Genomic DNA, 22927 nt, shown 5'->3' with positions numbered 1-22927 from the left:
GTTTATTCGGCGAGCGCGCGGGTCACCACCTCGCGCACATCGTTGGACAGATCGGGCTTGGCGGCGACACGGGCGATGGCCTCGCGGGCAGCGCTGCGCCACGGGTCAGCCAGCTTCTTCCAGCGGTCGAGCGCACGTGCGAGGCGGGCGGCGACCTGCGGGTTGATAGTGTCCAGCTCGATCACGCGGTCGCTCCAGAACACGTATCCCGCAGCGTCCTGCCGGTGGAACGCACCGGGGTTGGCACTGCAGTAGCTGAAGATCACACTGCGTGCGCGGTTCGGGTTCTTGAGGCTGAAGTCCGGGTGCGCCATGAGCTGGCGCACGGCGGGCAACACGTTGCCGCCACGGTCCGGGGCGCCGGCTTGCAATGCAAACCACTTGTCGATGACCAGCGGCTCGTCCTTGAAGAGGGCGTGAAAGCGCGCCAGCGCCGGGGAGGCCAGCTCGCTGCCGCTGGCTACCAGGGCGGTGAGCGCGTTGAAGCGGTCCGTCATGTTGCCGGCCACCTTGAAGCGCTGGTAGGCCTTGCCAGGCCACACCACATCGCCGGTCCTCTGCGCGGCAATGCACAGCATGTGCAGCGCGAGGCCGCTGAGTGCGCGGCGGCCTGAGGAGACGGGGTCGGGGCGGTAGCCGCCGGTGTCCTGGTTCTGCTCCCAGGCAGTTTCCCAGTCGGCCTGCAGTGCTAGCGCCAGCTCTTCGCGCATGGCTTCGCGCACCGCGTGGATGCGCTGCGGGTCCACCACGTCCAGCTGCTCGGCGATGTATGTTTCGGAGGGCAGCGTGAGCACCAGTTCCTTGAATGCTGCATCCAGGGCTGGGTTGCGCAGCACGCTGCGCATGGCTTCCACAAACTCTGCCGACAGGATCGCTTGGTCAAATCGGCCGGTAGCGCCAGTTTTATATGCCTCGTTAGCTATTGTATTAATAGCGATTCGCAGTGCCAGGCGCTGGCCTGCTTCCCAGCGGTTGAAGGCGTCGGCGTCGTGCGCCAGCAGGGTGAGCAACTGCGCGTCGGTGTAGTCGATGTCCAGCACCACGGGCGCGCTGAAGCCGCGCAGCAGCGAAGGCACGGGTTCGGCATCCAGGTTGGTGAAGGTCAGGGTCTGCGATGCCTCGGTGAGCACCACCACACGCGAGGTGGTGTGGGCTGCACCTTCTGCAGTGCCTTCGCCCGCAAGGTGCAAGGGCAGGGCGGCGCCGGTGCTGGCGTCGATCAGGCCCAGCTCCACCGGGATGACGAAGGGCTGCTTCTCGCTCTGGCCGGGCGTGGCCGCGCAGCTTTGCGACAGGGTGAGTGCATAGCAGCGCGTGGCGGCGTCGTAGCGGCCCGTGGCGCGCACGCGGGGCGTGCCGGCCTGGCTGTACCAGCGCTTGAATTGCCCAAGGTGCTGCGTGAGCGGGCTGCCCGGGTTGGCATCGGCAATGGCCTGCACGAAGTCGTCGCAGGTCACGGCCTGACCGTCATGGCGCTCGAAATACAGCTTCATGCCCTTGGCAAAACCTTCGCGGCCCACCAGGTTGTGCTGCATGCGCACCACCTCGGCACCCTTTTCGTAGATGGTGACGGTGTAGAAGTTATTGATCTCGACGTAGCTGTCGGGCCGCACCGGGTGGGCCATGGGGCCCGCGTCTTCGGGGAACTGGGCGGTGCGCAGCACGCGCACATCCTCAATGCGCTTGACGGCGCGGGCCGAGGGGCTGCCCGCGAGGTCCATGCTGAACTCCTGGTCACGGAAGACGGTGAGGCCCTCCTTCAGGCTCAGTTGGAACCAGTCGCGGCAGGTGACGCGGTTGCCGGTCCAGTTGTGGAAGTACTCGTGGCCGACCACGCTTTCGATGTTGGCGAAGTCGGTGTCGGTGGCGGTGGCTTCGCTGGCCAGAACGTACTTCGTGTTGAAGATGTTCAGGCCCTTGTTCTCCATGGCGCCCATGTTGAAGTCGCTGGTGGCGACGATCATGAAGCGCTCCAGGTCCAGCGGCAGGCCGAAGCGGGCTTCGTCCCAGGCCACGCTGTACATCAGCGAGTTCATGGCATGTTCGGTCTTGCCCAGGTCGCCCGGACGCACGTAGACCTGCAGCAGGTGGTCGGTGCCCGAGCGGCTCTTGATCTTCTGCTCGCGGGCCACCAGCTTGCCCGCCACCAGGGCGAACAGGTAGCAGGGCTTCTTGTGCGGGTCGACCCACTTCGCAAAGTGGCGGCCGTCTTCCAGGTCCCCGCTGTCCACCAGATTGCCGTTGCTCAGCAGCACCGGGTACTGGGCCTTGTCGGCGCGCAGTGTGACGGTGTAGCTGGCCATCACATCGGGCCGGTCCAGGAAGTAGGTGATGCGGCGAAAGCCCTCGGCCTCGCACTGCGTGAAGAAGGTGCCCTGGCTCACGTACAGGCCCATGAGCTGCGTGTTCTTGGCGGGGCAGCAGGTGGTGAAGATCTCCAGCGCGAAAGGCTCGGAGCCTTCAGGCAGGTTCTCCAGCACCAGGCGGGTGCCTTCCATCTTGAACGATGTGCCCTGGCCGTTGACCAGCACGCGCGCCAGGTTCAGGTCGTCACCGTCGAGCTTGAGCGGCTGCGCGGCCACATCGGGGTTGCGGCGCAGCGTCATGCGGTTGAGCACACGGGTCTTGGCCGGGTCCAGGTCGAAGGTCAGCTCCACGCTGTCGATCCAGTAGGCGGGAGCGGTGTAGTCCTCGCGGCGGATGGCGATGGCCGGGGCTGCGCCGTCTCCGCTTCCGTCGGCTTTATGCAGTTGCAACATGGATGCTCTCCAGAAAGTCGGTGTTCATGAGTTCGGTGTAGTCGCGCACGGCGGCCAGCACATGAGGCCCGGCTAGTTGCTCGGGCGTGTGGGTGCTGCAGATGGCCACGGCGCGCATGCCCGCGCGGCGTGCGGCCTCAATGCCAAAGGGCGCATCTTCAAAAACGATGCAATGCGCCGGGTCAGCCGCGATGCGGCGTGCGGCTTCGAGAAAGATGGCGGGCTGGGGCTTGCCGGGCAGGCCCTCGTCGCCGCGCACGATGGCCTGTGGCGCAGGTTCCAGGCCGAGGTGGCCCAGGGCAAATTCCACGTTGCCGATGTCACCCGCCGTGCCCACGGCCACCTTGAGGCCACGGGCACGTACCTGCGCCGCAAACTGGCGAAACCCGGCCACTTCGGAGAAGCGCGGGGCGAATAGCTCGCGGTAGATGGTTTCTTTTTCGTGCGTGAGCGCGTCGGCCTCGTCCTGCGACACAGGGCGGCCCAGGAGTTCCACGATGCACTCGGTGCCATTACGGCCCGTGGTGCGGGCCATGAGGTCGGGCACGTCGATGTCCATGCCCCGGCGGCGTGCAAACTCGACCCATGCCTGGGCGTGCCAGGGCATGGAGTCGATCATGGTGCCGTCCATGTCGAAGATGATGGCGTCGGTGCGCATCCGCATCGCTCAGACGCCTTGCTTCAATGAAGCTTCGATGAAGGCGTCCAGGTCGCCGTCCAGCACCTTTTGCGTGGCCGAGATTTCGACGTTGGTGCGCAGGTCCTTGATGCGGCTGTTGTCCAGCACGTAGCTGCGGATCTGGTGGCCCCAGCCCACATCGGTCTTGGTGTCTTCCAGCTTTTGCTGCTCTTCCATGCGCTTGCGCATTTCGAAGTCGTACAGGCGGCTGCGCAGGCGCTGCCACGCCACGTCGCGGTTGCTGTGCTGGCTGCGGCCGTCCTGGCACTGCACCACGATGCCGGTGGGAATGTGCGTCAGGCGCACGGCCGAGTCGGTCTTGTTGATGTGCTGGCCGCCCGCGCCGGAGGCACGGAAGGTGTCGGTGCGCACGTCGGCGGGGTTGATGTTGATCTCGATGGAGTCGTCGATCTCGGGGTAGACGAACAGCGACGCAAACGAGGTGTGGCGGCCGCCCGAGCTGTCGAACGGGCTCTTGCGCACCAGGCGGTGCACACCGGTTTCGGTGCGCAGCAGGCCGAAGGCGTATTCACCCTCGATCTTGATCGTGGCGCTCTTGATGCCGGCCACGTCGCCCGGGGTTTCTTCTTCGACCGTGGCCTTGAAGCCCTTGCGCTCGGCGTACTTGAGGTACTGGCGCAGCAGCATGCTGGCCCAGTCGCAGGCCTCGGTGCCACCGGCGCCGGCCTGGATGTCCACAAAGCAGTTGAGCGGGTCGGCCTCATTGCGGAACATGCGGCGGAACTCCAGCTCCTCGATCAGCGGCTTGAGCTTGGCGGCCTCGGCCTCGATGGTCATGAGGCCGGCCTCGTCGCCTTCCTCCTTGCTCATCTCGTACAGTTCGGCGTTGTCGGCCAGCTCGCGCGTGAGCTTGTCGAGCGTCACCACCACGCTGGAGAGCGACTTCTGTTCCTTGCCCAGCTCCTGGGCCTTCTTGGGGTCGTTCCAGACCGCGGGGTCTTCCAGCGATGCGTTTACCGTGCGCAGGCGTTCAAACTTGGCATCGAAGTCAAAGATACCTCCGTAACTCAGCGGTGCGCTGAGCCAGGTCTTCGAGGGTGGTGCCGATGAGGTTGATGCGTTCTGCGTCCATGATTCTTGTCCTGCGTGTTCTGTGGAATAACCCGCGATTTTCTCATGGGACGGGCAGGTGCCCTGCTAATGCCCTTTGTGCCAGACCGCCGCCGGATCTGAACAGACAGGCGGGAGGGCTCTGGGTGGCATCCATATCAAAAATGATAGCTGCTCAGGCAATATGCACTAGCGCTTGGAGGCGCTAGGGCGTCAAATTGCCTCAGGCAGCATCCAAAAACGCTTCGATCAGCTGCGCCACCTGCTCGGGCTGGTCGTGGTGCAGCATGTGGCCTGCGTCTTGCACGACGGCCGTGCTGCAGGTGCGCACATGGGTCAGGCGCTGGTGGTATTCGTCCAGGGTGTACCGGCCGTTCCACCACTGGCCCAGGCTGTCGCCGCTGGCCTCAATGGCCAGCACGGGGGCGGTAATGCGTTCGTAGATGGCCAGGGCCTCGTCCGCGCGGTACAGCTGCGCGCTGGTGATCTTGTGGGCGGGGTCCCCCAGGATTTCCCACTGCCCTTGCGTGTTGGGCCGTGCCCAGTGCTGGGCCAGCCATTGGGCCTTGTCTTCAGACAGGCGGGGGTTGGTCTTCATCAGGCGGCGGGCCACGCCGTCGGCGCTGTCATAGGTCTTGAGTTCCTTGGTGCCCTGGTGCAGCTGCTTGATTTCGTCGATCCATTGCGCGTAGCGCGTGGGCGCCTGCGCGGGACGTGTGGCGGGCAGACCAAAACCTTCCAGGTTGACGAGCTTGCGCACCCGCTCGGGCCGCACGCCGCCGTACATCATGGCCACGTTACCGCCCATGCTGTGGCCCACCAGGTCGATGGCTTCGCCGGGCGCGTAGTGGTCCAACAGTAGGTCCAGGTCGGCCAGGTAGTCGGCAAACACATAATGGTCCACCGGTGCACCGGTGGTCAGGCCGAAGCCGCGCCAGTCCGGCGCGATGATGCGGCGCGGTTGGCGCAGCGCATCCACCGTGAACTGGTAAGAGGCACTGACGTCCATCCAGCCGTGCAGAAGCACCAGCGTGGGCAGGTCGCTGTGCTCGGGGCCCCAGTGGCGGACGTGGTAGTTGAGGTGCCGCAGCGCCAGTGTGCTGCTGCGCGAAGGGGTGAGAACTTGGTACATGCTGTGCCAATGTTACGTTGCCGCCGCGCACGCGGGGCGCCCCGCGGTGTCACCAAGGAGTCCGGCGCCCGGCAGGTTTTGGCGAACGCTTGTACCATCGCCAGCCGGGGTCGCAGCAGGCCCTGTTTACTTTTCCACCATCTGGAGCCTTCACCGCATGAACACCGTCCGCTTGGGTCAGAGTGACCTGCTTGTCACCCCCATTTGCCTGGGCACCATGACCTTCGGCGAGCAGGTCAATGAGGCCGACTCGCATGCCATCCTGAGCCAGTCGCTTGCGCGCGGCGTGAACTTCATCGACACGGCCGAGATGTACGCCGTGCCCGCCCGGGCCGAGACCTTTGGCGCCACCGAAACCATCATCGGCAACTGGTTTGCCAAGAACCCCGGCGCGCGCCAGAAGCTGGTGGTGGCAACCAAGGTGGCCGGCCCGTCGCGCGGCATGCCCTGGGTGCGCGAGGGCAAAGGCATGACGGCGGCAGATATCGTGGCGTCGTGCGAAGGCAGCCTGCGCCGCCTGCAGACCGATGTGATCGATCTCTACCAGATCCACTGGCCCGAGCGCCATGTGCCCGCCTTCGGCAACCTGTATTACGACCCGGCCAAGGAAACGTCGCAAACCCCCATCCGCGAGCAGCTGGAAGCGCTGGCCGGGCTGGTGAAGGCGGGCAAGGTGCGCTACATCGGCCTGTCCAACGAAACCCCTTATGGCGTGCACGAGTTCGTGCGTCTGGCCGAGCAGCATGGCCTGCCGCGTGTCGCCACCGTGCAGAACCCGTACTGCCTGATCAACCGCACATGGGAAAACGGGCTGGATGAAACCTGCCACCGCCTCAACGTGTCGCTGCTGGCCTATTCGCCTCTGGGCTTTGGCCTGCTGACGGGCAAGTATGACGAAAGCGGCATCACCGGCCCCAACGCTCCCCAGGGCGCGCGCATTGCGTCGTATGAATCGGTGCGCAAACAGCGCTGGGGCCGCCCCGAGGCGCTGGAGGCATCGCGCCGCTACAACGCGCTGGCCCGCGCCAACGGCATGACGCCCACCCAGATGGCGCTGGCGTTCTGCTACACCAAGTGGCAGGTGACCAGCACCATCATCGGCGTGACATCGGTGGCGCAGCTGGAGGAAGACCTGAACGCCTGGGGCACCACGCTGTCGCCCGAGGTACTGAAGGCCATCGACGCGATCCGCTGGGAGCTGCGCGACCCGGCTTTGTGACCGAGGCAGGGCATGGCCCTGTGACTCTGCAAGAGCAAAACAAAGGGGCCCGCAGGGCCCCTTTGTTTATTGACGAATCGTTGGGCACAGCCGTCAGGCCGTCGCCTCTTGCCGGGCGGTGCGTCCTTCCGTCCACGGCGTCCCTTGGGGCTCGCCCAGGTCCCAGAACAACCCGGCCATCACCGCCAGCCCTTCTCGTGCCACGGGTGCCAGCAGATGCTCGTTGGGCGCATGTTGGGCGCAAGCGGGGTAAGAGTGGGGCATCCACAGCGTGGGCAGGCCCAGCTGGTCGGCAAAGATGTCGTTGGGCAGCGAGCCTGCCAGGTTGGGCAGCAGCGTGGCGGGCTGGCCGGCGCTGGCCTGCAGCGAGGCCATCGTCCAGTCCACCCAGGGGTTGTGCAGATCGAGCCGCGTGGCGCCGCAGTGCATGCCCATGGTGATTTCGACCTGGTTGAAGCCATGCGCGTCCAGGTGCTCGCGCAGCGTGGCCTGCACGTTCTGCCAATCGGTGCCCACCACAAAGCGCAGCTGGCAGTGCGCCACCGCCTGCGCGGGGATGGCGTTGATGGGCCGCTGCGCGTTGCCTGCGCCCAGCGCCAGCACCTCCAGCGTGTTCCAGCCGACCAGCTGCTCGGCGGGGGTGAGGCCGGGCTCGCCCCAGCCGGGGGTGAGCGCGGGGTCATCGGCTCCGGTGCCAATCACCACGTCCTGGAGGGCAGTGCGCAGCTTGTCGGGCACTGCAGGCGGCAGCAGGCCTTTGACCAGGATGCGGCCCTTCGCGTCCACCAGCGTGGCCAGCGCGTGCGTGAGCACCGTGGCCGGGTTGGCCAGCACGCCGCCCCAGTTGCCCGAGTGGTAGGCCTTGTCGCGGCTGCGCACGGCGAGCGAGAAATTGATCGCACCGCGCGACCCCAGAAAGAGGGTGGGGTGGCCCGCATTCACACGGGGGCCGTCGCTGGCCACGAACAGGTCGGCCTTCAAGGCATCGCGGTGTTGCTCGCAGAAGGCGCCCAGGCCGGGCGAGCCTGCCTCTTCGCCCATCTCCATGAGCAGCGTCACGTTGTAGCCCAGACGGCCGCCCCGGGCCTCGATGGTGTGGGCCAGTGCGGCCAGGCTCACGGTGTGCTGGCCTTTGTTATCGGCTGTGCCTCGACCATACCAGCGCTCGCCTTCTATGGTCAGCTCCCAGGGCGAAAGGCCCTCGCGCCATTGCGCGTCCTGCCCGTTGACCACGTCGCCGTGGCCGTAGGTGAGCACGGTGGGCAGCGCAGGGTCTTCCACACGGCGTGCCACCAAAAAGGGGCCGCCTTGCGGCGAGGGGTTGTCGAGCACCTCGCACTCAAAACCCAGTGGCGTGAGCCAGGGCACCATTTCGTCGGTGAGGTAGGCGCGCAGTTCGGGCGGCACCTTGCCGGTGTCGCTTTCGGTGCGCCAGGCCACCCGGCGGCGCAGGTCGGTGGCAAAGCGGCCCTCGTCAAAGTAGCGCTGGACGTCTTGAATGAGTTGTTGGCGGTTCATCGTGCAGGTCCTGTTCATGTGTTCTTCAATCCACCACGATCTTGGCGCGGTGGGCCAGCGCGCGGTAGCGGCCGATCTCGTCATCGATCATGGCGCGCGTGGCCACGGGGCCCAGGTGCACGGGTTCCATGCCCTGGGTGCGCATCTGCTCCTGCAGGCCACTGTCGCGGGTTACAGCCTCTACTTCGGTCACCAGCTTGCGGATGACGGACTGTGGCGTCTTGGCCGGGGCGGCGATGGCGTACCACGCGTCGAACACGGCGTCGGGCAGCTTGAGTTCCTCTACCGTGGGCACCCCTGGCAGCATGCTGGAGCGCGACTTGCCTGCAATGGCCAGTGCGCGCAGCTTGCCGGCTTTCACCTGCGGCGCCGCAGCGGCCACGGTGTCGATGCCCAACTGAATTTCGCCGCCCATGAGGGCGATCAGCGACTGGCTGCTGCCCCGGTAAGGCACGTCTTGCAGCTGGATGCCCGCAGCCTGCTCCAGCAGTGCGCCTGCCAGGTGCGGGCCGGAGCCCGAGCCGAAGGTGGCGTAGTGGATGCTCTTGGGCTTGGCCTTGGCGGCTGCGATCAGCGCATTCAGGTCTTTGTAGGGCGCGCTGGCGCTGACGACCAGCACCAGCGGTGCCCTTGCCACGGTGGCCACAGGCACCAGGTCCTTGGCCGGGTCGTAGGGCAGCTTGCTGCGCAGGGCAGGGTTGACCGTGTAGCTGGTGGAGCCCGAGACCAGCAGTGTGTAGCCGTCCGGGTCGGCGCGCACCACGGCTTCGGTGCCGATGATGGTGGAGGCGCCCGGTTTGTTGTCGATCACCACTGCCGCGCCCAGGCGGCCAGCCAGCTTCTGTGCCAGCGCACGTGCCACCACGTCGGTGCCGCCGCCGGGCGGGAAGGGCACCACCATGCGCACCGGGCGCTGGGGCCACGCGTCGGCGGGGGGCGTAGTCTGGGCCGAGGCCAGGCTGGCATGGCCGGCAAACACTGCCAGGGTGGCAGACAGGAAAGTGGCTCGAACAAGGCGTTTCATGCGGACTCCGGTGGTAGGGCCCCGGCAGCAGGCGCGTGGCTCGATGAGGCCATGCGGCGCCCGTGCCAGGGCATGGGTGAATTGGAGCCTCAAGCCATGCAAGATGGATGCTGGTTTACCATTGCTTGGAATAGAGATTTGGCAACTGACCATTGCCTTTTTGTGATTTAAACAACCATGACCATTTCACTGCTCAGCCTGCCCTTGCGCTACTTTCTGGAGGTGGCGCGCACCGGCTCCGTCAACCAGGCGGCGCAGCGGCTGCATGTGGCCGCTTCGGCCGTGAGCCGCCAGCTGGGCAAGCTGGAAGACAGCCTGGGCGTGGTGCTGTTTGAGCGCCAGGCCCGGGGCATGACGCTGACCGAGGCAGGCACCCGGCTGCTGGCCCACGCCAGCGCGCACGACGCGCAGGCGCTGGAGCTGGTAGAACAATTGCAGGATCTGTCTGCACAAGATGCCCTGCGGGTGCGGCTGGCGTGTACCGAAGGGTTTGCGGCAGCCTTCATGCCGCTGGTCATGGCGGGGTTTCGGCAGGCACACCCCCAGGTGCAGTTGCAGTTGCAGGTGGCCGTGCCGCAAGAGGTGTCGGCCCTGGTGCTGCGCGGCGAGGCGGATCTGGCGCTGAAGTACAGCACGGCACCCGAGAAGGGCCTGCAGGTGCTGCACTCAGCCATCGCACCCATTTACGCCGTCATGCCCGCGCAGCACCCGCTGGCGCGTCAGCGCAGCGTGAGCGTGGCCGATGTGGTGCGCTACCCGCTGCTGCTGGGCGCCGCCAACACCACCGGGCGGCAGCTGTTTGACCTGAGCTGTGCGGTGCAGGGGCTGCGCTACGTGCCCGCCGTGGAGAGCAATTTTTCGTCGGCCTTGTTGCCGCTGCTGAGCGGGCAGGACGTGGTGCTGGCCAGCTACCTCACGGCGGCGCGATGGGTGGAGGCGGGCCTGCTGGCAGCCCGGCCCTTTGACGAGGCGCAGCTGCAGCAGCGCCGCCTGCAGGTGCTGGCGGCCGAGGGGCGCAGTCAGTCCACATTGGTGCGGCAGTTCACGCAAGCGCTGGTGGTGGCCATCGAGGAATACGGTAAGCGCAAGGTAGGGCGGCGCCGCAAGGCCGCTGCAGCGCCTGCCACGGTGTTCTGACACGTCACTGCAGGATTCAACGCGCTCACATTTGGATACGGATACCATCGGTGCCCTATCCGCACCACACCATGGCCAAGAAAGAACACGTTTCCGAGACCCAAGCCACCCAGCTGCTCAAGGCGAACAAGGTAGCTTTCACCGAACACCCGTATGAGTACCTGGAGCACGGCGGTGCCATGCACAGCGCCGAGGTGCTGGGTCTGGACCCCTACACCGTGGTCAAAACCCTCGTCATGCAAGACCAGGACGCCAAACCGCTCCTGGTGCTGATGCACGGCAACCGCAAGGTTTCGACCAAGAACCTCGCGCGCCAGATCGGAGCCAAGTCGGTCGAGCCCTGCGCGCCCGAGGTGGCCAACCGGCACAGCGGCTACCTGGTGGGCGGCACGTCGCCGTTCGGCACGCGGCGCACCATGCCTGTCTACATCGAAGAAACCATCCTCGCGCTGCCCCGCATTGCCATAAATGGCGGGCGCCGGGGCTTTTTGGTGCAGCTGGACCCGCAGGTGTGCGTGCAGCTGCTGGGCGCCAAGCCAGTGCAATGTGCGCTGGCAGAATAGGCCGCCGTGCGATTCAGCCCGTCAGAAGGCTGACCCAATGATTTCCAAGGAGTTGCTTTGACCGCCGTCTATCCCGTTCTTGCCACTGTGGCCGCCTACCTGCTGGGCTCGCTGTCGTTTGCCGTCATCGTGACGCGCGTCATGGGCCTGAGCGATCCGCGCACCTATGGCAGCAAGAACCCCGGCGCCACCAATGTGCTGCGCTCGGGCAGCAAGGCGGCGGCCATCGTGACCCTGCTGCTGGACGCAATGAAGGGCTGGCTGCCGGTGGCCCTGGTGATGTGGTTTGGCCACCCCTATGGGCTGGAGGACGGCACCGTGGCGCTCGTGGGGCTGGCTGCTTTCCTGGGGCACCTGTGGCCGGTCTTCTTCCGGTTTCAGGGCGGCAAGGGCGTGGCGACGGCGCTGGGCGTGCTGGTGGGCATCAGCGGCTGGCTGGGCCTGGCCACGGCGGCCACCTGGCTCATCATTGCGTTCTTCTTCCGCTACTCGTCGCTGGCCTCGCTGGTGGCCGCTGCCTTTGCCCCGGTGTACTACCTGATGGTGGATGGCGTGGTCTGGTATGCCGAGGGCACGATTGCCGCCTCCATCGTGGTCATGGCGTTGCTGCTGGCCTGGCGGCACCGCGAAAACATCCAGCGCCTGATTGCGGGCACGGAATCTCGCCTGGGCAGCAAGAAGGCGAAACCTGCCGAGGGTGAAGAGAGCGCCAAGGCAAAGCCGAAAGCAAAGCCCAAGGCCAAACACTGATGTAGCCACGCGCCCGGTTTGGGCGCGTGCCCTGCGTCAGAGCGCGCCGGGCGCCGTCACCAGCCCGCGCAGCCCCGCGCTGTGCTGCGCGGCATACAGCCCCAGCCGCACCATGGTGCGGTGGTTCAGCTCCAGGCTCACGGCGGACCGGGCCAGGGCCGACTGGATGCGGGGCTTGCCGCTGGCAGTCTGGTACAGGCTGGGCTGACTGCGGTGGTTGCCGGTGTTGTCCAGCAGGCTGGCCACCAGCGGGTGGTTGGCCTTGTCGCTGCGGCGCAGCACGATGGCGGTCTCGCCGTTGTCCAGTTTGACGAAGGTGCCCGGGGGGCACAGGCCGATGGAGCGCACCAGCGTATAGCTGACCTCGTCGCGCTGGTCCACTTCTTGTCCCACGATGGCGCGCACCGAGTCGGTGGCGCTGCGCCCGGCGCGGGATTTGCGCGGGCTGATCATGGCGGCATAGCGGTCAATGGTGCCGAGGACGCGGGTGAGCCGGTCGATCGGCTCCTGTTGGGCCAGGGGCACGCGCTCTGCAATGCTGGCATGGTGTTGCCCCACCACGTCCAGCCAGAGTTGATCGTTGATGAACAGGCGCTCCAGCAGCAGCATGCTGTCCTCGGGGTGGCTCTTGATGGCCTCCTGCTGCTCGGCCGTGGGGCGTTCGCGTTGCACGGCCAGTTCGTCCTGCAGGGCCGTCATGCCAATGTTCATGGTGAGCGCAGCCCGCACCAGGCTGTCCCGCTCGCGCTGCGGCAGCTTGAGCTCCAGTGCCATGATGTGGCACAGCGTGCCACACACCAGTGCGTGCGATGCGCTGTAGCCCACGGTCGATGTGGACGCATGCTGGAACATCAGGTACAGCGCCGCGTCGATGTCGTGCGCCACCAGGTCCTGCAGCCAGGCATCGAACTGCCGCACCTTGCCCGGAAAGTCCTGCACCTGCAGCGGTCGGCTCAGCAGCACCGACAGGGCTGACTCCAGGTCGGACCATAGGCTGAGCAAGTCCTCATACTCCCCTTCGGAGTGCGCGTGGGTGGAGGCAGGGTGTGCAGACATGCGGGTGTACAGGCCTCAGTGGCGCTTTTCCAGCACCATCTGGTCATTGGTGCGGGTCATCTGGAACTCGTTCAGGAAGCTGTTGCCCAGCAGCACGTAAGGCATGGGCTGCGAGGTGATGATGGCCTCCACCCCAAAAACCTCCACGTCCCCGATGCGGATGGAGTCGAGCTTCATGCGCCAGCCCTGGGCGACACCATTGGCAGTATTTACGCGCACCGGCTGGCCACCTTGGTAGTTCAGGCCCATGCGTTCTGCATCGGGCCGCCCGATGGCGACGGTGGAGGCCCCGGTGTCCACCATGTACTGCATGACCTGACCGTTGATGGTGCCGCTGTTCACAAAATGCCCGCGGCCGTCGGCCACCAGCTGAATGCGTTTGCCGCTGCCACTGCGCCCGCCCACGCTCACGGGAGCCTCTCCCAGCCGCAGCGTGCGCCGCGCGCCCTGGATCTCGACAGTGGCCTCGTCCTTGGCGACAGCGATGACTTTCACCCCCTGGAACTCATCCCCCGCGCCCACCGCCTTGGGCGGGCTGGCGTTCACCACCAGCAGCGCCTTGCTGCCCAGCACACCCGCCAGCGCAACGGCCTGCGCATGCGCCCATGTGGGGGCCAGCAGCAACCCGATGCACAGGGCGACGGGGCGCTGATAACGGCGCAGCCCCTGCGAGAGCGGGGGGACGGCCCGCAAGGCCTCAGGGGGGTGTTGCTTCATATCAGTCGCGGAAGTTGTCGAATGACAGCGGTACGTCCGTCACGTCCTTGCGGATCAGGGCCATCGCGGCCTGCAGGTCGTCGCGCTTGGCGCCGGTCACGCGCACCTTGTCTTCCTGGATGGCGCCTTGCACCTTGAGCTTGCTTTCCTTGAGCAGCTTCTGGATCTTCTTGGCCAGCTCGCTCTCGATGCCGTTGCGCACCTTGATGACCTGCTTGACCTTGTCGCCGCCCATTTTCTGCACGTCGCCCATGTCCAGAAAACGCACGTCCACATTCCGTTTGGTGAGCTTGTTGCGCAGCACGTCTTCGATCTGGGTGAGCTGGAAATCGGCGTCGCCGATCAGCGTGATGTCCTTGTCCTTGATCTCGATGCTGGCGGCGGTGCCCTTGAAGTCGAAGCGGGTGGCGATTTCTTTCGCGGTGTTCTCGACGGCGTTCTTCACTTCAACCAGGTTGGCTTCGCAGACGGTGTCAAAAGATGGCATGGTGGTCTCAATCAATCTCGGGAAACAAAGGTGGCTCACAGGCCGCCGGCAGGGGCGGGTGCGACAATCGGGCCAATGGTAGTCGAGAAAAACGCCCCTTTACAGCCCTGCAACACCTTCGGCATTGCCGCGCGCGCCCAGACCCTGGTGCGTGTGCGTTCAGTGGATGACCTGCTGGCTGTGCTGGCCGACCCGGAACTGGCACCCGCACCCAAGTTTGTGCTGGGCGGAGGCAGCAACATCATCCTGACGGGCGATGTGAAGCCCGTCGTGCTCAAGATGGAAATCAAGGGCCTGCGCCTGGTCGAGGAAACGCCCAAGGCCTGGATCGTGGAGGCGGGTGCTGGCGAGGTCTGGCACGACGCCGTGGCCTGGACGTTGGCGCACGGCTATCCCGGCCTGGAGAACCTGGCCCTGATCCCGGGCACCGTCGGGGCATCGCCCGTCCAGAACATTGGTGCCTACGGCGTGGAGTTGCAGGACCGTTTCGAGTCGCTCGACGCCATCGATCTGACCACGGGCCAGTCGTTCAGCCTAGATGCCGCGCAATGCGGCTTCGGTTATCGCGATTCGGTCTTCAAGCACGCCCCTTCTGAGGCGCAGGACGGCAGCGGGCTGCCGCGCGGCATGGGGCTGGCCGGCCGGGCGGTGATCACCCACGTGCGCTTTCGTCTGCCCAAAGCCTGGAAGCCGGTGCTGGGCTACCTGGACCTGGAGCGCCGCCGTGCCGAGGCGGGGGTGGAGCACCCCAGTGCCCAGCAGATTTTTGAATGGATCTGCGATATTCGCCGCGCCAAGCTGCCCGACCCTGCCGTGGTGGGCAACGCCGGTAGCTTCTTCAAGAACCCTACTGTGTCGCCCGACCAGTGCGCCGACATCATCGCCCGCGAGCCCAAGATCGTGCACTACCCCATGCCGGACGGCAGCATCAAGCTGGCGGCGGGCTGGCTGATCGATGCCTGTGGCTGGAAGGGCAAATCCATCGGCAAGGCCGGGGTGTACGAAAAGCAGGCCCTGGTTCTGGTCAACCGGGGGCGGGGGGCCGAGAGTGTGACGGGGGGCGAGGTGATGACCCTGGCCAAGGCCATCCAGACCAGCGTGTACGAGCGCTTTGGCATCCGGCTGGAGCCCGAGCCGGTGGTGGTGTAGCGCGCGAAGTGTTTTGCGGCCCCTGTGCCTCGGGCGTGCATGTGTAGCGCCTGCTCTGATGCGGCAATGAAAAAGCCACCCCATGGGGTGGCTTTACTCATTGATTGATAGCTGCTCAGGCATATTGCACTTGCGCTACCAGCCATTTTTATCCCCAAGGAACTGCCAAGGCGCTCCCGGCGGCACCCGGGAGGCTTCTGGCAGTTGGGGGCTTCTGCAGGGCTTACTTGCGGTCGTTTTCCAGCTGGGCCAGGGCGGCATTGCCTCCCAGCGACAGCAGGCCAGCGCGCGAGTACACGCCCAGCTTGTCGCGCGTGTCCACGATGTCCAGGTTGCGCATGGTCAGCTGGCCGATGCGGTCCAGCGGGCTAAACGGCGCGTCCTCCACCTTTTCCATCGACAGGCGTTCGGGTGCGTAGGTCAGGTTGGGCGACTCGGTGTTGAGGATGGAATAGTCGTTGCCGCGGCGCAGCTCCAGCGTCACGGTGCCTGTCACGGCGCGCGCCACCCAGCGCTGTGCGGTTTCGCGCAGCATGATCGCCTGGGGGTCGAACCAGCGGCCCTGGTACAGCAGGCGGCCCAGCTTCAGGCCGTTCACGCGGTACTGCTCGATGGTGTCTTCGTTGTGGATACCACTCACCAGGCGCTCGTAGGCAATGTGCAGCAGCGCCAGGCCGGGGGCCTCGTAGATGCCGCGGCTCTTGGCTTCGATGATGCGGTTCTCGATCTGGTCGCACATGCCCAGACCATGGCGGCCGCCGATGCGGTTGGCCTCCAGGAACAGCTCCACCGGGTCGTTGAACTCGACGCCATTCAGGGCCACGGGCTGGCCTTCTTCGAAGCGCACCGAGACTTCCTCGGCCTTGACGACCACGTCATCCTTCCAGAAGGCGACGCCCATGATGGGGTTCACGATGCGGATGCCGCTGTTGAGGAACTCCAGGTCTTTCGCCTCGTGCGTGGCGCCCAGCATGTTGCTGTCGGTGCTGTAGGCCTTTTCGGCGCTCATCTTGTAGCCGAAGCCTTCCTTCGTCATGAAGGCCGACATTTCGGCGCGGCCGCCCAGTTCGTCGATGAACAGCTGGTCGAGCCAAGGCTTGTAGATCTTGAGGGACGGGTTGGTCAGCAGGCCGTAGCGGTAGAAGCGCTCGATGTCGTTGCCCTTGAAGGTCGAGCCATCGCCCCAGATGTTGACGTCGTCTTCCTTCATCGCGGCCACCAGCATGGTGCCGGTCACGGCGCGGCCCAGGGGCGTGGTGTTGAAGTAGGTGGCACCGGCGGTGCGCACGTGAAAAGCGCCGGCCTGCAGCGCGGCGATGCCTTCGTGGGCGAGCTGCGTGCGGCAGTCGATCAGGCGGGCCTTCTCGGCGCCGTATTCCATGGCCTTGCGCGGAATCGCGTCGTAGTCGGGCTCGTCGGGCTGGCCCAGGTTGGCCGTGTAGGCGTAGGGCAGGGCGCCCTTGTTCTTCATCCAGCGCAGCGCGGCGCTGGTGTCCAGGCCGCCGGAAAACGCGATGCCGACCTTCTGGCCGAGGGGGAGGTTCTGGAGGATGGTTGCCATGGAGTTTTCTTCAAAAATGATAGCTGCCAGCGCATTGTGGACTAGCGCCAGAGGCCAAAATCAATCAAATTTCAGCCCGAACATCTCAGCCGAAGTGGCAGATGTAGTGGTAGGCCTCGGTCACGCGGATGTCGAACTTGGAGTTGCCGGGTACGCTGAACTTTTCGCCTGCGGACGATTTCACCCACGCATCGGTACCCGCCAGCTTGTATTCGCACGAGCCTGCCACGCATTCCATGATTTCAGGAGCGCCGGTGTTGAACGTGAGCGTTGCGGGCAGCACCACGCCCACCGATTTCTTCGTGCCGTCCGGGAAGGTGATGCCGTGGCTCACGCACTTGCCGTCAAAGTACACATTGGCCTGGGTGGTGACGGACACGCCGTCGATTTTTTCGGTGGTCATGGATGCGCGGGTAGGAATGGAGGAAACCCGCGATTTTAGGGCAGGGTGCTGACGCCCCGGGCGGCGCGTTGGCACGAAATCCGCGCACGTGACCGCACGCACCAAGAAAAAGAGCCCCGAAGGGCTCTTGGTTCACTGGGCTGCGCAACTTGGCTGCCTGCGCTTAACGCCAGTAGGGGTTGCGATGGTGCGGGTAGTAGGGGCGGCCGCTGTCGTAGCCATACTCAATCACCGTCACCGGGGGCGTCACATAGGTAGGGGGCGCCTGGTACACCGGCTGCACAGGGTAGGTGGAGGTCACCACCCCCGGCTGGCTGTACACGCCTTGGGCGGCATACGGGTCGGGCTGTGTGGAATAGGTCTGGCCAGCGGGCTGCACGTTCACGGGGATCCAGCGGCCTGGATCGTTCTGGGTGCGCGTGGTGTATTGGCGCCCAGCGTATTCATACACCACGTTGTAGCCTACGGTGCGGTTTTCGTAGTAGGTCTCGGTGGTGCAGCGCTGCACATTTTGGTATTGCGGCTGGCCGTTGCCCTCGATCTGGTTACCCACCACGGCTCCTCCCAAAACCCCGATAGCGGTGGCTGCGGCACGGCCGCTGCCCTTGCCGATGGTGTTGCCCACTGCGCCACCGGCAATGGCGCCGATCACTGCGCCAGCGCCCGTTGTGCGGTTGCCGCTGTAGACGGTCTCATTGCCACACACCTGCTGCGGAACGCCGACCTGCTGAATGATGGGCGTGGCAGACAGCACACGGCCTTGTTCCTGAGCGCTGGCCACGACGGCGACGGCTGCCAGGGCAGAAAAAATCACGATCTTTTTCATGGAGAAACTCCTTTCGGGTCGGTACATAACGCACCAGACTGAAGAAAAGTTTAGGCCCGCAAGGTCAATTCGGGGTCCGGACGCCGTAAATCTGCGTAAAGATTTGTGCGATTTTCCCGCGTTCCTCGTCCGAAGTCAGCCTTTGGATGCGCGATTGGGCCCGACGGGCCACTGGTCCGGCACAAATCCGACCGTGACATGCAGACCTTGGGCGTCCTGCCACTGCACCACGGGGCGCTTGATCACGCTGGGTTGTTGCTGCACCAATGCGCTGGCGCTCGCGTCGTCCTGCACCGATGCCTGGGTGGCTGCGTCCAGCTTGCGCCAGGTGGTCCCCTGGCGATTGACCAGCTTTTGCCAGCCGACTGCCTTCAGCCAGCCAGGGAGCAGGTCGGCGGGAACGCCTTGCTTCTTGAAATCATGAAACTGGATATCCAGCCCCTGCTCGGCAAACCAGGCGCGGGATTTTTTGACGGTATCGCAGTTGGGGATGCCGTAGACGGTGATGACGGTGTTCATGCCGCGCATCATCCTCGAAATTGCCGGGGTGAATGCGGGCTCGGCGACAATCCCGGGCTGTATGCAAACCAAACCCCACACCCTGGAAGGCTGGCTGCGCCACTGCGAGCAGCTGCACCCCCGCAATATCGACATGGGCCTGGACCGGGTCGCGGAAGTCGCCCGCCGCATGGCACTGCGGTTCGAGTGCCCGGTGATCACGGTGGCGGGCACCAACGGCAAAGGATCGACCTGCGCCATGCTGGAGGCGGTGGCGCTGCAGGCAGGTTATCGCACCGGCGTGTACACCTCGCCGCATCTGGTGCACTTTGAAGAGCGCTGCCGGGTGCATGGCGAAATCGTCTCGGCGGCCGATTTGGTACCGCATTTTGAGGCAGTGGAGGCCGCCAGAATCCAGAACGGCAATGAGGTCTCGCTTACGTATTTTGAGTTCACCACTCTGGCCATCTTGCGCTTGATGAGCCATGCGTTGCTGGATGTGGCGATTCTCGAAGTCGGCCTCGGAGGACGCCTGGATGCCACGAACGTGATCGATACCGACTGCGCCATCATCACCAGCATCGACATCGATCACACAGAGTTTCTGGGCCCGGACCGCGAGAGCATTGGCCGCGAGAAGGCGGGCATCATGCGCACGGGGCGCCCAGCCATCGTGAGCGACCCCATGGCGCCGCAGAGCGTGGTGGACCACGCGCGAGAGATCGGCGCCGATTTGTGGAGTTTTGGGCGCGATTTCAATTTCTCGGGTGACAAGCAGCAGTGGAACTGGGCTGGTCGTGGGCGGCGCTACGCCGGGCTGGCTTATCCGTCCCTGCGTGGGGCCAACCAGCTGGTGAACGCCTCGGGCGTGCTGGCGGCTTTTGAGGCATTGCGTGAGCGACTGCCTGTGACTGCCCAGGCTGTCCGCAACGGCATGGCCATGGTGGAGTTGCCGGGGCGCTTCCAGATCGTGCCGGGGCAACCGACCCTGGTGCTGGACGTGGCGCATAACCCGCACTCCGTGGCCGCGCTCACGGCCAATCTGGATGCGATGGGTTTTTTTCCTACCACTCACGCGGTGTTTGGCGCGATGGCGGACAAGGACCTGGCGCCGATGCTGGCCAAGGTCGGGCCTTTGGTGGATCGCTGGTATTTCACCGACCTGCCCACGCCGCGCGCAGAGTCGGCTGCCGTGTTGCAGCAGAAGTGGAATGCTGTGCACATGGTGGCGGGCGGTCGCCGAGACGTCACCTCCAGCTTGCATGTCGACCCGCTGCAGGCCCTGCAGGCGGCGGTGGCCGCCGCAGACCCCGCTGATAGAATCTTGGTCTTTGGCTCGTTCTATACGGTGGGTGGAGTGTTGATCAACGGAACACCCCGCTTGCACGCCAAACATCTGGGCGCCTGAGCGCCTCACGAGTCCTTAGTCCATGGCATTTTTCAAGTTCCGGTGGCCCGGTCAGGGTGAGCAGCAACAGGCTGAAAAGCCGTCCAAGCGCTCGCGCACACCCCAGGCTGAGAGCATCGAAGTGATGCGCCGCCGCGCCCGGCACCGTTTGATTGGCGCCGCAGTGCTGGTACTGGTGGGGGTCATCGGGTTTCCGTTGCTGTTTGATACCCAGCCACGGCCCATCCCCGTGGACATTCCCATCGAGATTCCGGATCGTAACAAGGTAGCGCCGCTGGTGGTGCCCACGCCGGTGGCTGATGCACCCGCCGCCAAGCCCGCGGCCCCCGCGACACCGGAGCCTGCTCCGACGGCTGCTGCGCAGCGGCCTGCGCCTTCGCGTACGGCTGCTGCCAATGGCTTGGCGGACGGTGAAGAACTGGTGCCGAGTGCTCGCCCGGCTCCCTCCAAACCCACTCCTCCTCCGGCAGCTGCACCTGCAGCCGCCAAGCCTGAGGTGAAACACGAAGCCAAGCCGCCCTCAGCTCCCGCGCCGTCTCCCGCCCCAGAGCCCAAGCCTGCACGCGCAGATGATTCGGCGCGAGCCCGTGCCCTGCTGGAAGGCCGCAGCACCGAGGCGCCTGCCGCTGCTGGTTCCGAGGAAGCTCGCTTCATTGTTCAGGTGGGCGCCTTTGCCGATGCCGAAAAGGCCCGTGAGGCACGTACCAAGGTGGAGCGGGCGGGTCTCAAGACCTACACGCAGGTGGTGGACACGAAGGACGGAAAGCGCACCCGTGTGCGCGTGGGCCCGTTCACCAATCGGGCAGAGGCAGACAAGGCGGCGGCGCGCATCAAGGCGCTGGACTTATCGGCTTCGGTGCTCACCCTGTAAACGTTAGTCGGACTGCCATTTGTCCATGGCCGCGCTGGATTGGGTATTCCTGGCCGTGTTGCTGGCCTCCATGCTGATTGGTGCGTGGCGCGGTTTGGTGTTTGAGGTGTTGTCGGTATTGGGTTGGGTGGTCTCGTTTTTTGTGGCGCAATGGTTTGCGGCCGATGCGGCGGCCTTGTTGCCTATGGGCGGGTCGGGTGAGTCGTTGCGATACGCCGCTGGCTTCGTGGTGGTGTTTGTGGCTTCGGTTTTTGCTTGTGGTTTTCTGGCCTGGGTGGCCAAGAAGCTGGTGGAAGCTGTGGGGCTGCGTCCGGCAGACCGCACCTTGGGCGCTGTTTTTGGTGTGTTGCGCGGCGTCGTCTTGTTGCTGGCGGTGGCTGTGGTGGCGGGTATCACCCCCGTGCACGAGGCACAGTGGTGGCAGGAGTCGCAGGGTGCACCGGTCTTGACCGAGGTGCTCAAGGGGTTGAAACCGGCGCTGCCGGACGAATTTGGAAGGCATCTGCCTTCGTGAGGATCGAAGCGGCAGCGGTCAGAAGCTGCTGCCGTTGGATGACCGCGGGGCTGTTCCCGCAAACGGATGGAATACAACTATGTGTGGAATCGTCGGCGTCGTCAGTCCTGCGCCCGTCAATCAGCTGATCTATGACGCTTTGCTGCTCCTGCAGCATCGTGGCCAGGATGCTGCTGGCATCGTGACCCAGCAGGGCCGCAAATTCTTCATGCACAAGGCCAAGGGCATGGTGCGCGACGTTTTTCGCACGCGCAACATGCGTGCTCTGCCGGGCAACGTGGGTCTGGGCCAGGTGCGCTACCCCACCGCCGGCAACGCCTACAGCGAAGAAGAGGCCCAGCCGTTTTACGTCAACGCCCCGTTCGGCATCGTGCTGGTGCACAACGGCAATCTGACGAACGCCCGTGAACTCCGCACCGAGCTGTTCCAGACAGACCACCGCCACACGAACACGGAGAGTGACTCGGAAGTCCTGCTGAACGTGTTTGCGCACGAGCTCGAACGAGCCACGCGCGGCGTGCCTCTGCAGCCCGAGGATGTTTTCACGGCCGTGCGTGCGGTGCACAAGCGCATCAAGGGTTCGTATGCCGTGATCGCGCTGATCGCAGGCCACGGCCTGCTGGCCTTCCGCGACCCGCATGGCATTCGCCCTTTGGCCATGGGCCGCAGCCAGGACGGCACCGTGATGGTGGGTAGCGAGTCGGTGGCGCTGGAAGGCACCTCCCATGTGTTCGAGCGCAATATCAACCCCGGCGAAGCGATTTTCATCACGCTCGATGGCCAGGTTCACGCCAGCCAATGCGCAGAGAATCCGCAGCTCAATCCATGCATCTTTGAGTTTGTGTACCTCGCGCGGCCTGATTCGGTGTTGGACGGCATCTCGGTCTATCAGGCGCGTCTGAATCTGGGTGAAGCATTGGCCAAACGCGTGGTGTCCACGGTGCCGCCCAACGAGATCGATGTGATCATTCCCATCCCCGAGTCCAGCCGCCCCAGCGCTACGCAACTGGCGCACCTGCTCGGCGTCCCGTACCGCGAAGGCTTCGTCAAGAACCGTTATGTGGGTCGTACCTTCATCATGCCGGGGCAGGGCGTGCGCAAGAAGTCGGTGCGCCAGAAGCTCAATGTCATTGGCAGCGAATTCAAAGGCCGCAACGTGTTGCTGGTGGATGATTCCATCGTTCGCGGCACCACCAGCCGCGAGATCGTGCAGATGGCGCGCGATGCGGGAGCCCGCAAGGTGTACCTGGCCAGTGCCGCGCCGCCTGTGCGCTATCCCAATGTGTATGGCATCGACATGCCCACCAGCAGCGAACTGGTGGCCCATGGCCGCACGGTCGAAGAAATTCGCCAGGCCATCGGCTGCGACGCTCTCATCTACCAGGACGTGGATGGCATGAAGAAGGCCGTGGGTGCGCTCAACAGCGCTATCGTCGGCTTCGATGCCTCGTGCTTTGACGGTGTGTATGTGACTGGCGACATCACGGCGGAAGGGATTGCCAGCCTGAATGAAGGGCGCGTGGGCTCTGAAGAGGGTGAGGAAGACACTTCGCGCCTTGCTTTGCCCAACGCGCAAGAAGCGTAG

The 22927-nt window shown here is 65.0% G+C and carries 22 protein-coding genes; 9 read left to right on the top strand and 13 right to left on the bottom strand.

All coding sequences use genetic code 11. The annotated features are described in order from the left end of the window. Positions 1-2: 2 nt before the first annotated feature. From pepN to C380_RS13855, 4 genes are all read right to left on the bottom strand, one after another. Positions 3-2759: an aminopeptidase N gene (gene pepN, locus C380_RS13870; RefSeq protein ID WP_015014484.1), complete on the bottom strand. Its 2757-nt coding sequence runs from the start codon at positions 2757-2759 to the stop codon at positions 3-5. Beyond that, on the bottom strand, positions 2743-3417 hold the full coding sequence (locus C380_RS13865) for an HAD family phosphatase (protein ID WP_043565428.1): 675 nt from the start codon (positions 3415-3417) through the stop codon (positions 2743-2745). The genes pepN and C380_RS13865 overlap by 17 nt, the downstream gene beginning before the upstream one ends. 9 nt (positions 3418-3426) lie before the next feature. Further along, positions 3427-4531 (bottom strand): peptide chain release factor 2 gene (gene prfB / locus C380_RS13860; RefSeq protein WP_110961277.1). Its coding sequence is split into 2 segments (ribosomal slippage): positions 3427-4449 and positions 4451-4531, totalling 1104 coding nucleotides; the frame shifts between segments, so codons are not numbered across the junction. 201 nt (positions 4532-4732) lie between these two features. Beyond that, positions 4733-5641, bottom strand: coding sequence for an alpha/beta fold hydrolase (locus C380_RS13855; RefSeq protein WP_015014482.1), 909 nt, complete (start codon positions 5639-5641; stop codon positions 4733-4735). A 157-nt stretch (positions 5642-5798) separates the two neighbouring features. Between C380_RS13855 and C380_RS13850 the strand changes: the two genes are divergently transcribed. Continuing rightward, on the top strand, positions 5799-6860 hold the full coding sequence (locus C380_RS13850; protein ID WP_015014481.1) for an aldo/keto reductase: 1062 nt from the start codon (positions 5799-5801) through the stop codon (positions 6858-6860). A gap of 93 nt (positions 6861-6953) precedes the next feature. Here C380_RS13850 and C380_RS13845 read toward each other — a convergent pair whose 3' ends face one another. After that, a complete protein-coding gene (locus tag C380_RS13845) occupies positions 6954-8378 on the bottom strand; it encodes a M20 family metallopeptidase (RefSeq protein ID WP_015014480.1) in 1425 nt (474 codons plus the stop codon). Positions 8379-8403: 25 nt separating this feature from the next. Beyond that, positions 8404-9402, bottom strand: coding sequence for a tripartite tricarboxylate transporter substrate binding protein (locus C380_RS13840; RefSeq protein WP_015014479.1), 999 nt, complete (start codon positions 9400-9402; stop codon positions 8404-8406). A gap of 177 nt (positions 9403-9579) precedes the next feature. Between C380_RS13840 and C380_RS13835 the strand changes: the two genes are divergently transcribed. The 3 genes from C380_RS13835 (at position 9580) to plsY (ending at position 11852) form a co-directional block, all read left to right on the top strand. Continuing rightward, positions 9580-10539 (top strand): LysR family transcriptional regulator, encoded by a 960-nt coding sequence (locus tag C380_RS13835; protein WP_015014478.1) that lies wholly within the window; start codon positions 9580-9582, stop codon positions 10537-10539. Between the two features lie 71 nt (positions 10540-10610). After that, positions 10611-11102, top strand: a complete 492-nt coding sequence (locus tag C380_RS13830; protein ID WP_015014477.1) for an aminoacyl-tRNA deacylase — start codon at positions 10611-10613, stop codon at positions 11100-11102. Positions 11103-11159: 57 nt separating this feature from the next. Continuing rightward, positions 11160-11852 (top strand): glycerol-3-phosphate 1-O-acyltransferase PlsY, encoded by a 693-nt coding sequence (gene plsY / locus C380_RS13825; protein ID WP_015014476.1) that lies wholly within the window; start codon positions 11160-11162, stop codon positions 11850-11852. Positions 11853-11888: 36 nt separating this feature from the next. Here plsY and C380_RS13820 read toward each other — a convergent pair whose 3' ends face one another. From C380_RS13820 to C380_RS13810, 3 genes are read right to left on the bottom strand one after another with little or no spacing between them, the layout of a single operon-like run. After that, positions 11889-12908, bottom strand: a complete 1020-nt coding sequence (locus tag C380_RS13820) for an HD-GYP domain-containing protein (RefSeq protein ID WP_015014475.1) — start codon at positions 12906-12908, stop codon at positions 11889-11891. Between the two features lie 15 nt (positions 12909-12923). Beyond that, positions 12924-13625 (bottom strand): TIGR02281 family clan AA aspartic protease, encoded by a 702-nt coding sequence (locus C380_RS13815; RefSeq protein ID WP_015014474.1) that lies wholly within the window; start codon positions 13623-13625, stop codon positions 12924-12926. A gap of 1 nt (position 13626) precedes the next feature. Continuing rightward, positions 13627-14112: a YajQ family cyclic di-GMP-binding protein gene (locus C380_RS13810; protein WP_015014473.1), complete on the bottom strand. Its 486-nt coding sequence runs from the start codon at positions 14110-14112 to the stop codon at positions 13627-13629. 75 nt (positions 14113-14187) lie between these two features. Between C380_RS13810 and murB the strand changes: the two genes are divergently transcribed. Further along, positions 14188-15261, top strand: coding sequence for a UDP-N-acetylmuramate dehydrogenase (murB, locus tag C380_RS13805; protein WP_015014472.1), 1074 nt, complete (start codon positions 14188-14190; stop codon positions 15259-15261). Positions 15262-15484: 223 nt separating this feature from the next. Here murB and argG read toward each other — a convergent pair whose 3' ends face one another. From argG to C380_RS13785, 4 genes are all read right to left on the bottom strand, one after another. Further along, positions 15485-16822: an argininosuccinate synthase gene (gene argG, locus C380_RS13800; protein WP_015014471.1), complete on the bottom strand. Its 1338-nt coding sequence runs from the start codon at positions 16820-16822 to the stop codon at positions 15485-15487. Positions 16823-16907: 85 nt separating this feature from the next. Beyond that, on the bottom strand, positions 16908-17225 hold the full coding sequence (locus C380_RS13795; protein ID WP_015014470.1) for a pyrimidine/purine nucleoside phosphorylase: 318 nt from the start codon (positions 17223-17225) through the stop codon (positions 16908-16910). Positions 17226-17388: 163 nt separating this feature from the next. Beyond that, the gene (locus tag C380_RS13790) at positions 17389-18051 is read right to left on the bottom strand and encodes a glycine zipper 2TM domain-containing protein (RefSeq protein ID WP_015014469.1); all 663 of its coding nucleotides are present in this window, start codon (positions 18049-18051) and stop codon (positions 17389-17391) included. A 135-nt stretch (positions 18052-18186) separates the two neighbouring features. After that, positions 18187-18579 carry an arsenate reductase gene (locus C380_RS13785; protein ID WP_043566585.1) on the bottom strand — a complete coding sequence of 131 codons (393 nt, stop codon included), beginning with the start codon at positions 18577-18579 and terminating at the stop codon, positions 18187-18189. A gap of 52 nt (positions 18580-18631) precedes the next feature. Between C380_RS13785 and folC the strand changes: the two genes are divergently transcribed. From folC to purF, 4 genes are all read left to right on the top strand, one after another. Beyond that, on the top strand, positions 18632-19957 hold the full coding sequence (gene folC / locus C380_RS13780) for a bifunctional tetrahydrofolate synthase/dihydrofolate synthase (RefSeq protein ID WP_015014467.1): 1326 nt from the start codon (positions 18632-18634) through the stop codon (positions 19955-19957). Between the two features lie 22 nt (positions 19958-19979). After that, the gene (locus tag C380_RS13775) at positions 19980-20828 is read left to right on the top strand and encodes an SPOR domain-containing protein (RefSeq protein WP_015014466.1); all 849 of its coding nucleotides are present in this window, start codon (positions 19980-19982) and stop codon (positions 20826-20828) included. A gap of 25 nt (positions 20829-20853) precedes the next feature. After that, entirely contained in the window at positions 20854-21342 is a 489-nt protein-coding gene (locus tag C380_RS13770; RefSeq protein ID WP_015014465.1) for a CvpA family protein, read from the top strand. A gap of 79 nt (positions 21343-21421) precedes the next feature. Continuing rightward, positions 21422-22927, top strand: a complete 1506-nt coding sequence (purF, locus tag C380_RS13765; RefSeq protein ID WP_015014464.1) for an amidophosphoribosyltransferase — start codon at positions 21422-21424, stop codon at positions 22925-22927.

Source organism: Acidovorax sp. KKS102 (genome assembly GCF_000302535.1).
In the GTDB taxonomy this organism is placed as follows: domain Bacteria; phylum Pseudomonadota; class Gammaproteobacteria; order Burkholderiales; family Burkholderiaceae_C; genus Acidovorax.
Note: the sequence above shows the minus strand (reverse complement) of the source record. Positions and strands in the feature narration are given on the sequence as shown.

Coding starts and splice junctions, on each gene's coding strand:
- C380_RS13790 (WP_015014469.1), bottom strand. CDS start 18,051: ATGAAAAAGATCGTGATTTTTTCTGCCCTGGCAGCCGTCGCCGTCGTG.
- murB (WP_015014472.1), top strand. CDS start 14,188: ATGGTAGTCGAGAAAAACGCCCCTTTACAGCCCTGCAACACCTTCGGC.
- C380_RS13840 (WP_015014479.1), bottom strand. CDS start 9,402: ATGAAACGCCTTGTTCGAGCCACTTTCCTGTCTGCCACCCTGGCAGTG.
- C380_RS13810 (WP_015014473.1), bottom strand. CDS start 14,112: ATGCCATCTTTTGACACCGTCTGCGAAGCCAACCTGGTTGAAGTGAAG.
- pepN (WP_015014484.1), bottom strand. CDS start 2,759: ATGTTGCAACTGCATAAAGCCGACGGAAGCGGAGACGGCGCAGCCCCG.
- C380_RS13830 (WP_015014477.1), top strand. CDS start 10,611: ATGGCCAAGAAAGAACACGTTTCCGAGACCCAAGCCACCCAGCTGCTC.
- C380_RS13855 (WP_015014482.1), bottom strand. CDS start 5,641: ATGTACCAAGTTCTCACCCCTTCGCGCAGCAGCACACTGGCGCTGCGG.
- C380_RS13770 (WP_015014465.1), top strand. CDS start 20,854: ATGGCCGCGCTGGATTGGGTATTCCTGGCCGTGTTGCTGGCCTCCATG.
- C380_RS13850 (WP_015014481.1), top strand. CDS start 5,799: ATGAACACCGTCCGCTTGGGTCAGAGTGACCTGCTTGTCACCCCCATT.
- C380_RS13795 (WP_015014470.1), bottom strand. CDS start 17,225: ATGACCACCGAAAAAATCGACGGCGTGTCCGTCACCACCCAGGCCAAT.
- purF (WP_015014464.1), top strand. CDS start 21,422: ATGTGTGGAATCGTCGGCGTCGTCAGTCCTGCGCCCGTCAATCAGCTG.
- C380_RS13815 (WP_015014474.1), bottom strand. CDS start 13,625: ATGAAGCAACACCCCCCTGAGGCCTTGCGGGCCGTCCCCCCGCTCTCG.
- C380_RS13820 (WP_015014475.1), bottom strand. CDS start 12,908: ATGTCTGCACACCCTGCCTCCACCCACGCGCACTCCGAAGGGGAGTAT.
- C380_RS13775 (WP_015014466.1), top strand. CDS start 19,980: ATGGCATTTTTCAAGTTCCGGTGGCCCGGTCAGGGTGAGCAGCAACAG.
- C380_RS13845 (WP_015014480.1), bottom strand. CDS start 8,378: ATGAACCGCCAACAACTCATTCAAGACGTCCAGCGCTACTTTGACGAG.
- C380_RS13865 (WP_043565428.1), bottom strand. CDS start 3,417: ATGCGCACCGACGCCATCATCTTCGACATGGACGGCACCATGATCGAC.
- argG (WP_015014471.1), bottom strand. CDS start 16,822: ATGGCAACCATCCTCCAGAACCTCCCCCTCGGCCAGAAGGTCGGCATC.
- C380_RS13835 (WP_015014478.1), top strand. CDS start 9,580: ATGACCATTTCACTGCTCAGCCTGCCCTTGCGCTACTTTCTGGAGGTG.
- C380_RS13785 (WP_043566585.1), bottom strand. CDS start 18,579: ATGCGCGGCATGAACACCGTCATCACCGTCTACGGCATCCCCAACTGC.
- folC (WP_015014467.1), top strand. CDS start 18,632: ATGCAAACCAAACCCCACACCCTGGAAGGCTGGCTGCGCCACTGCGAG.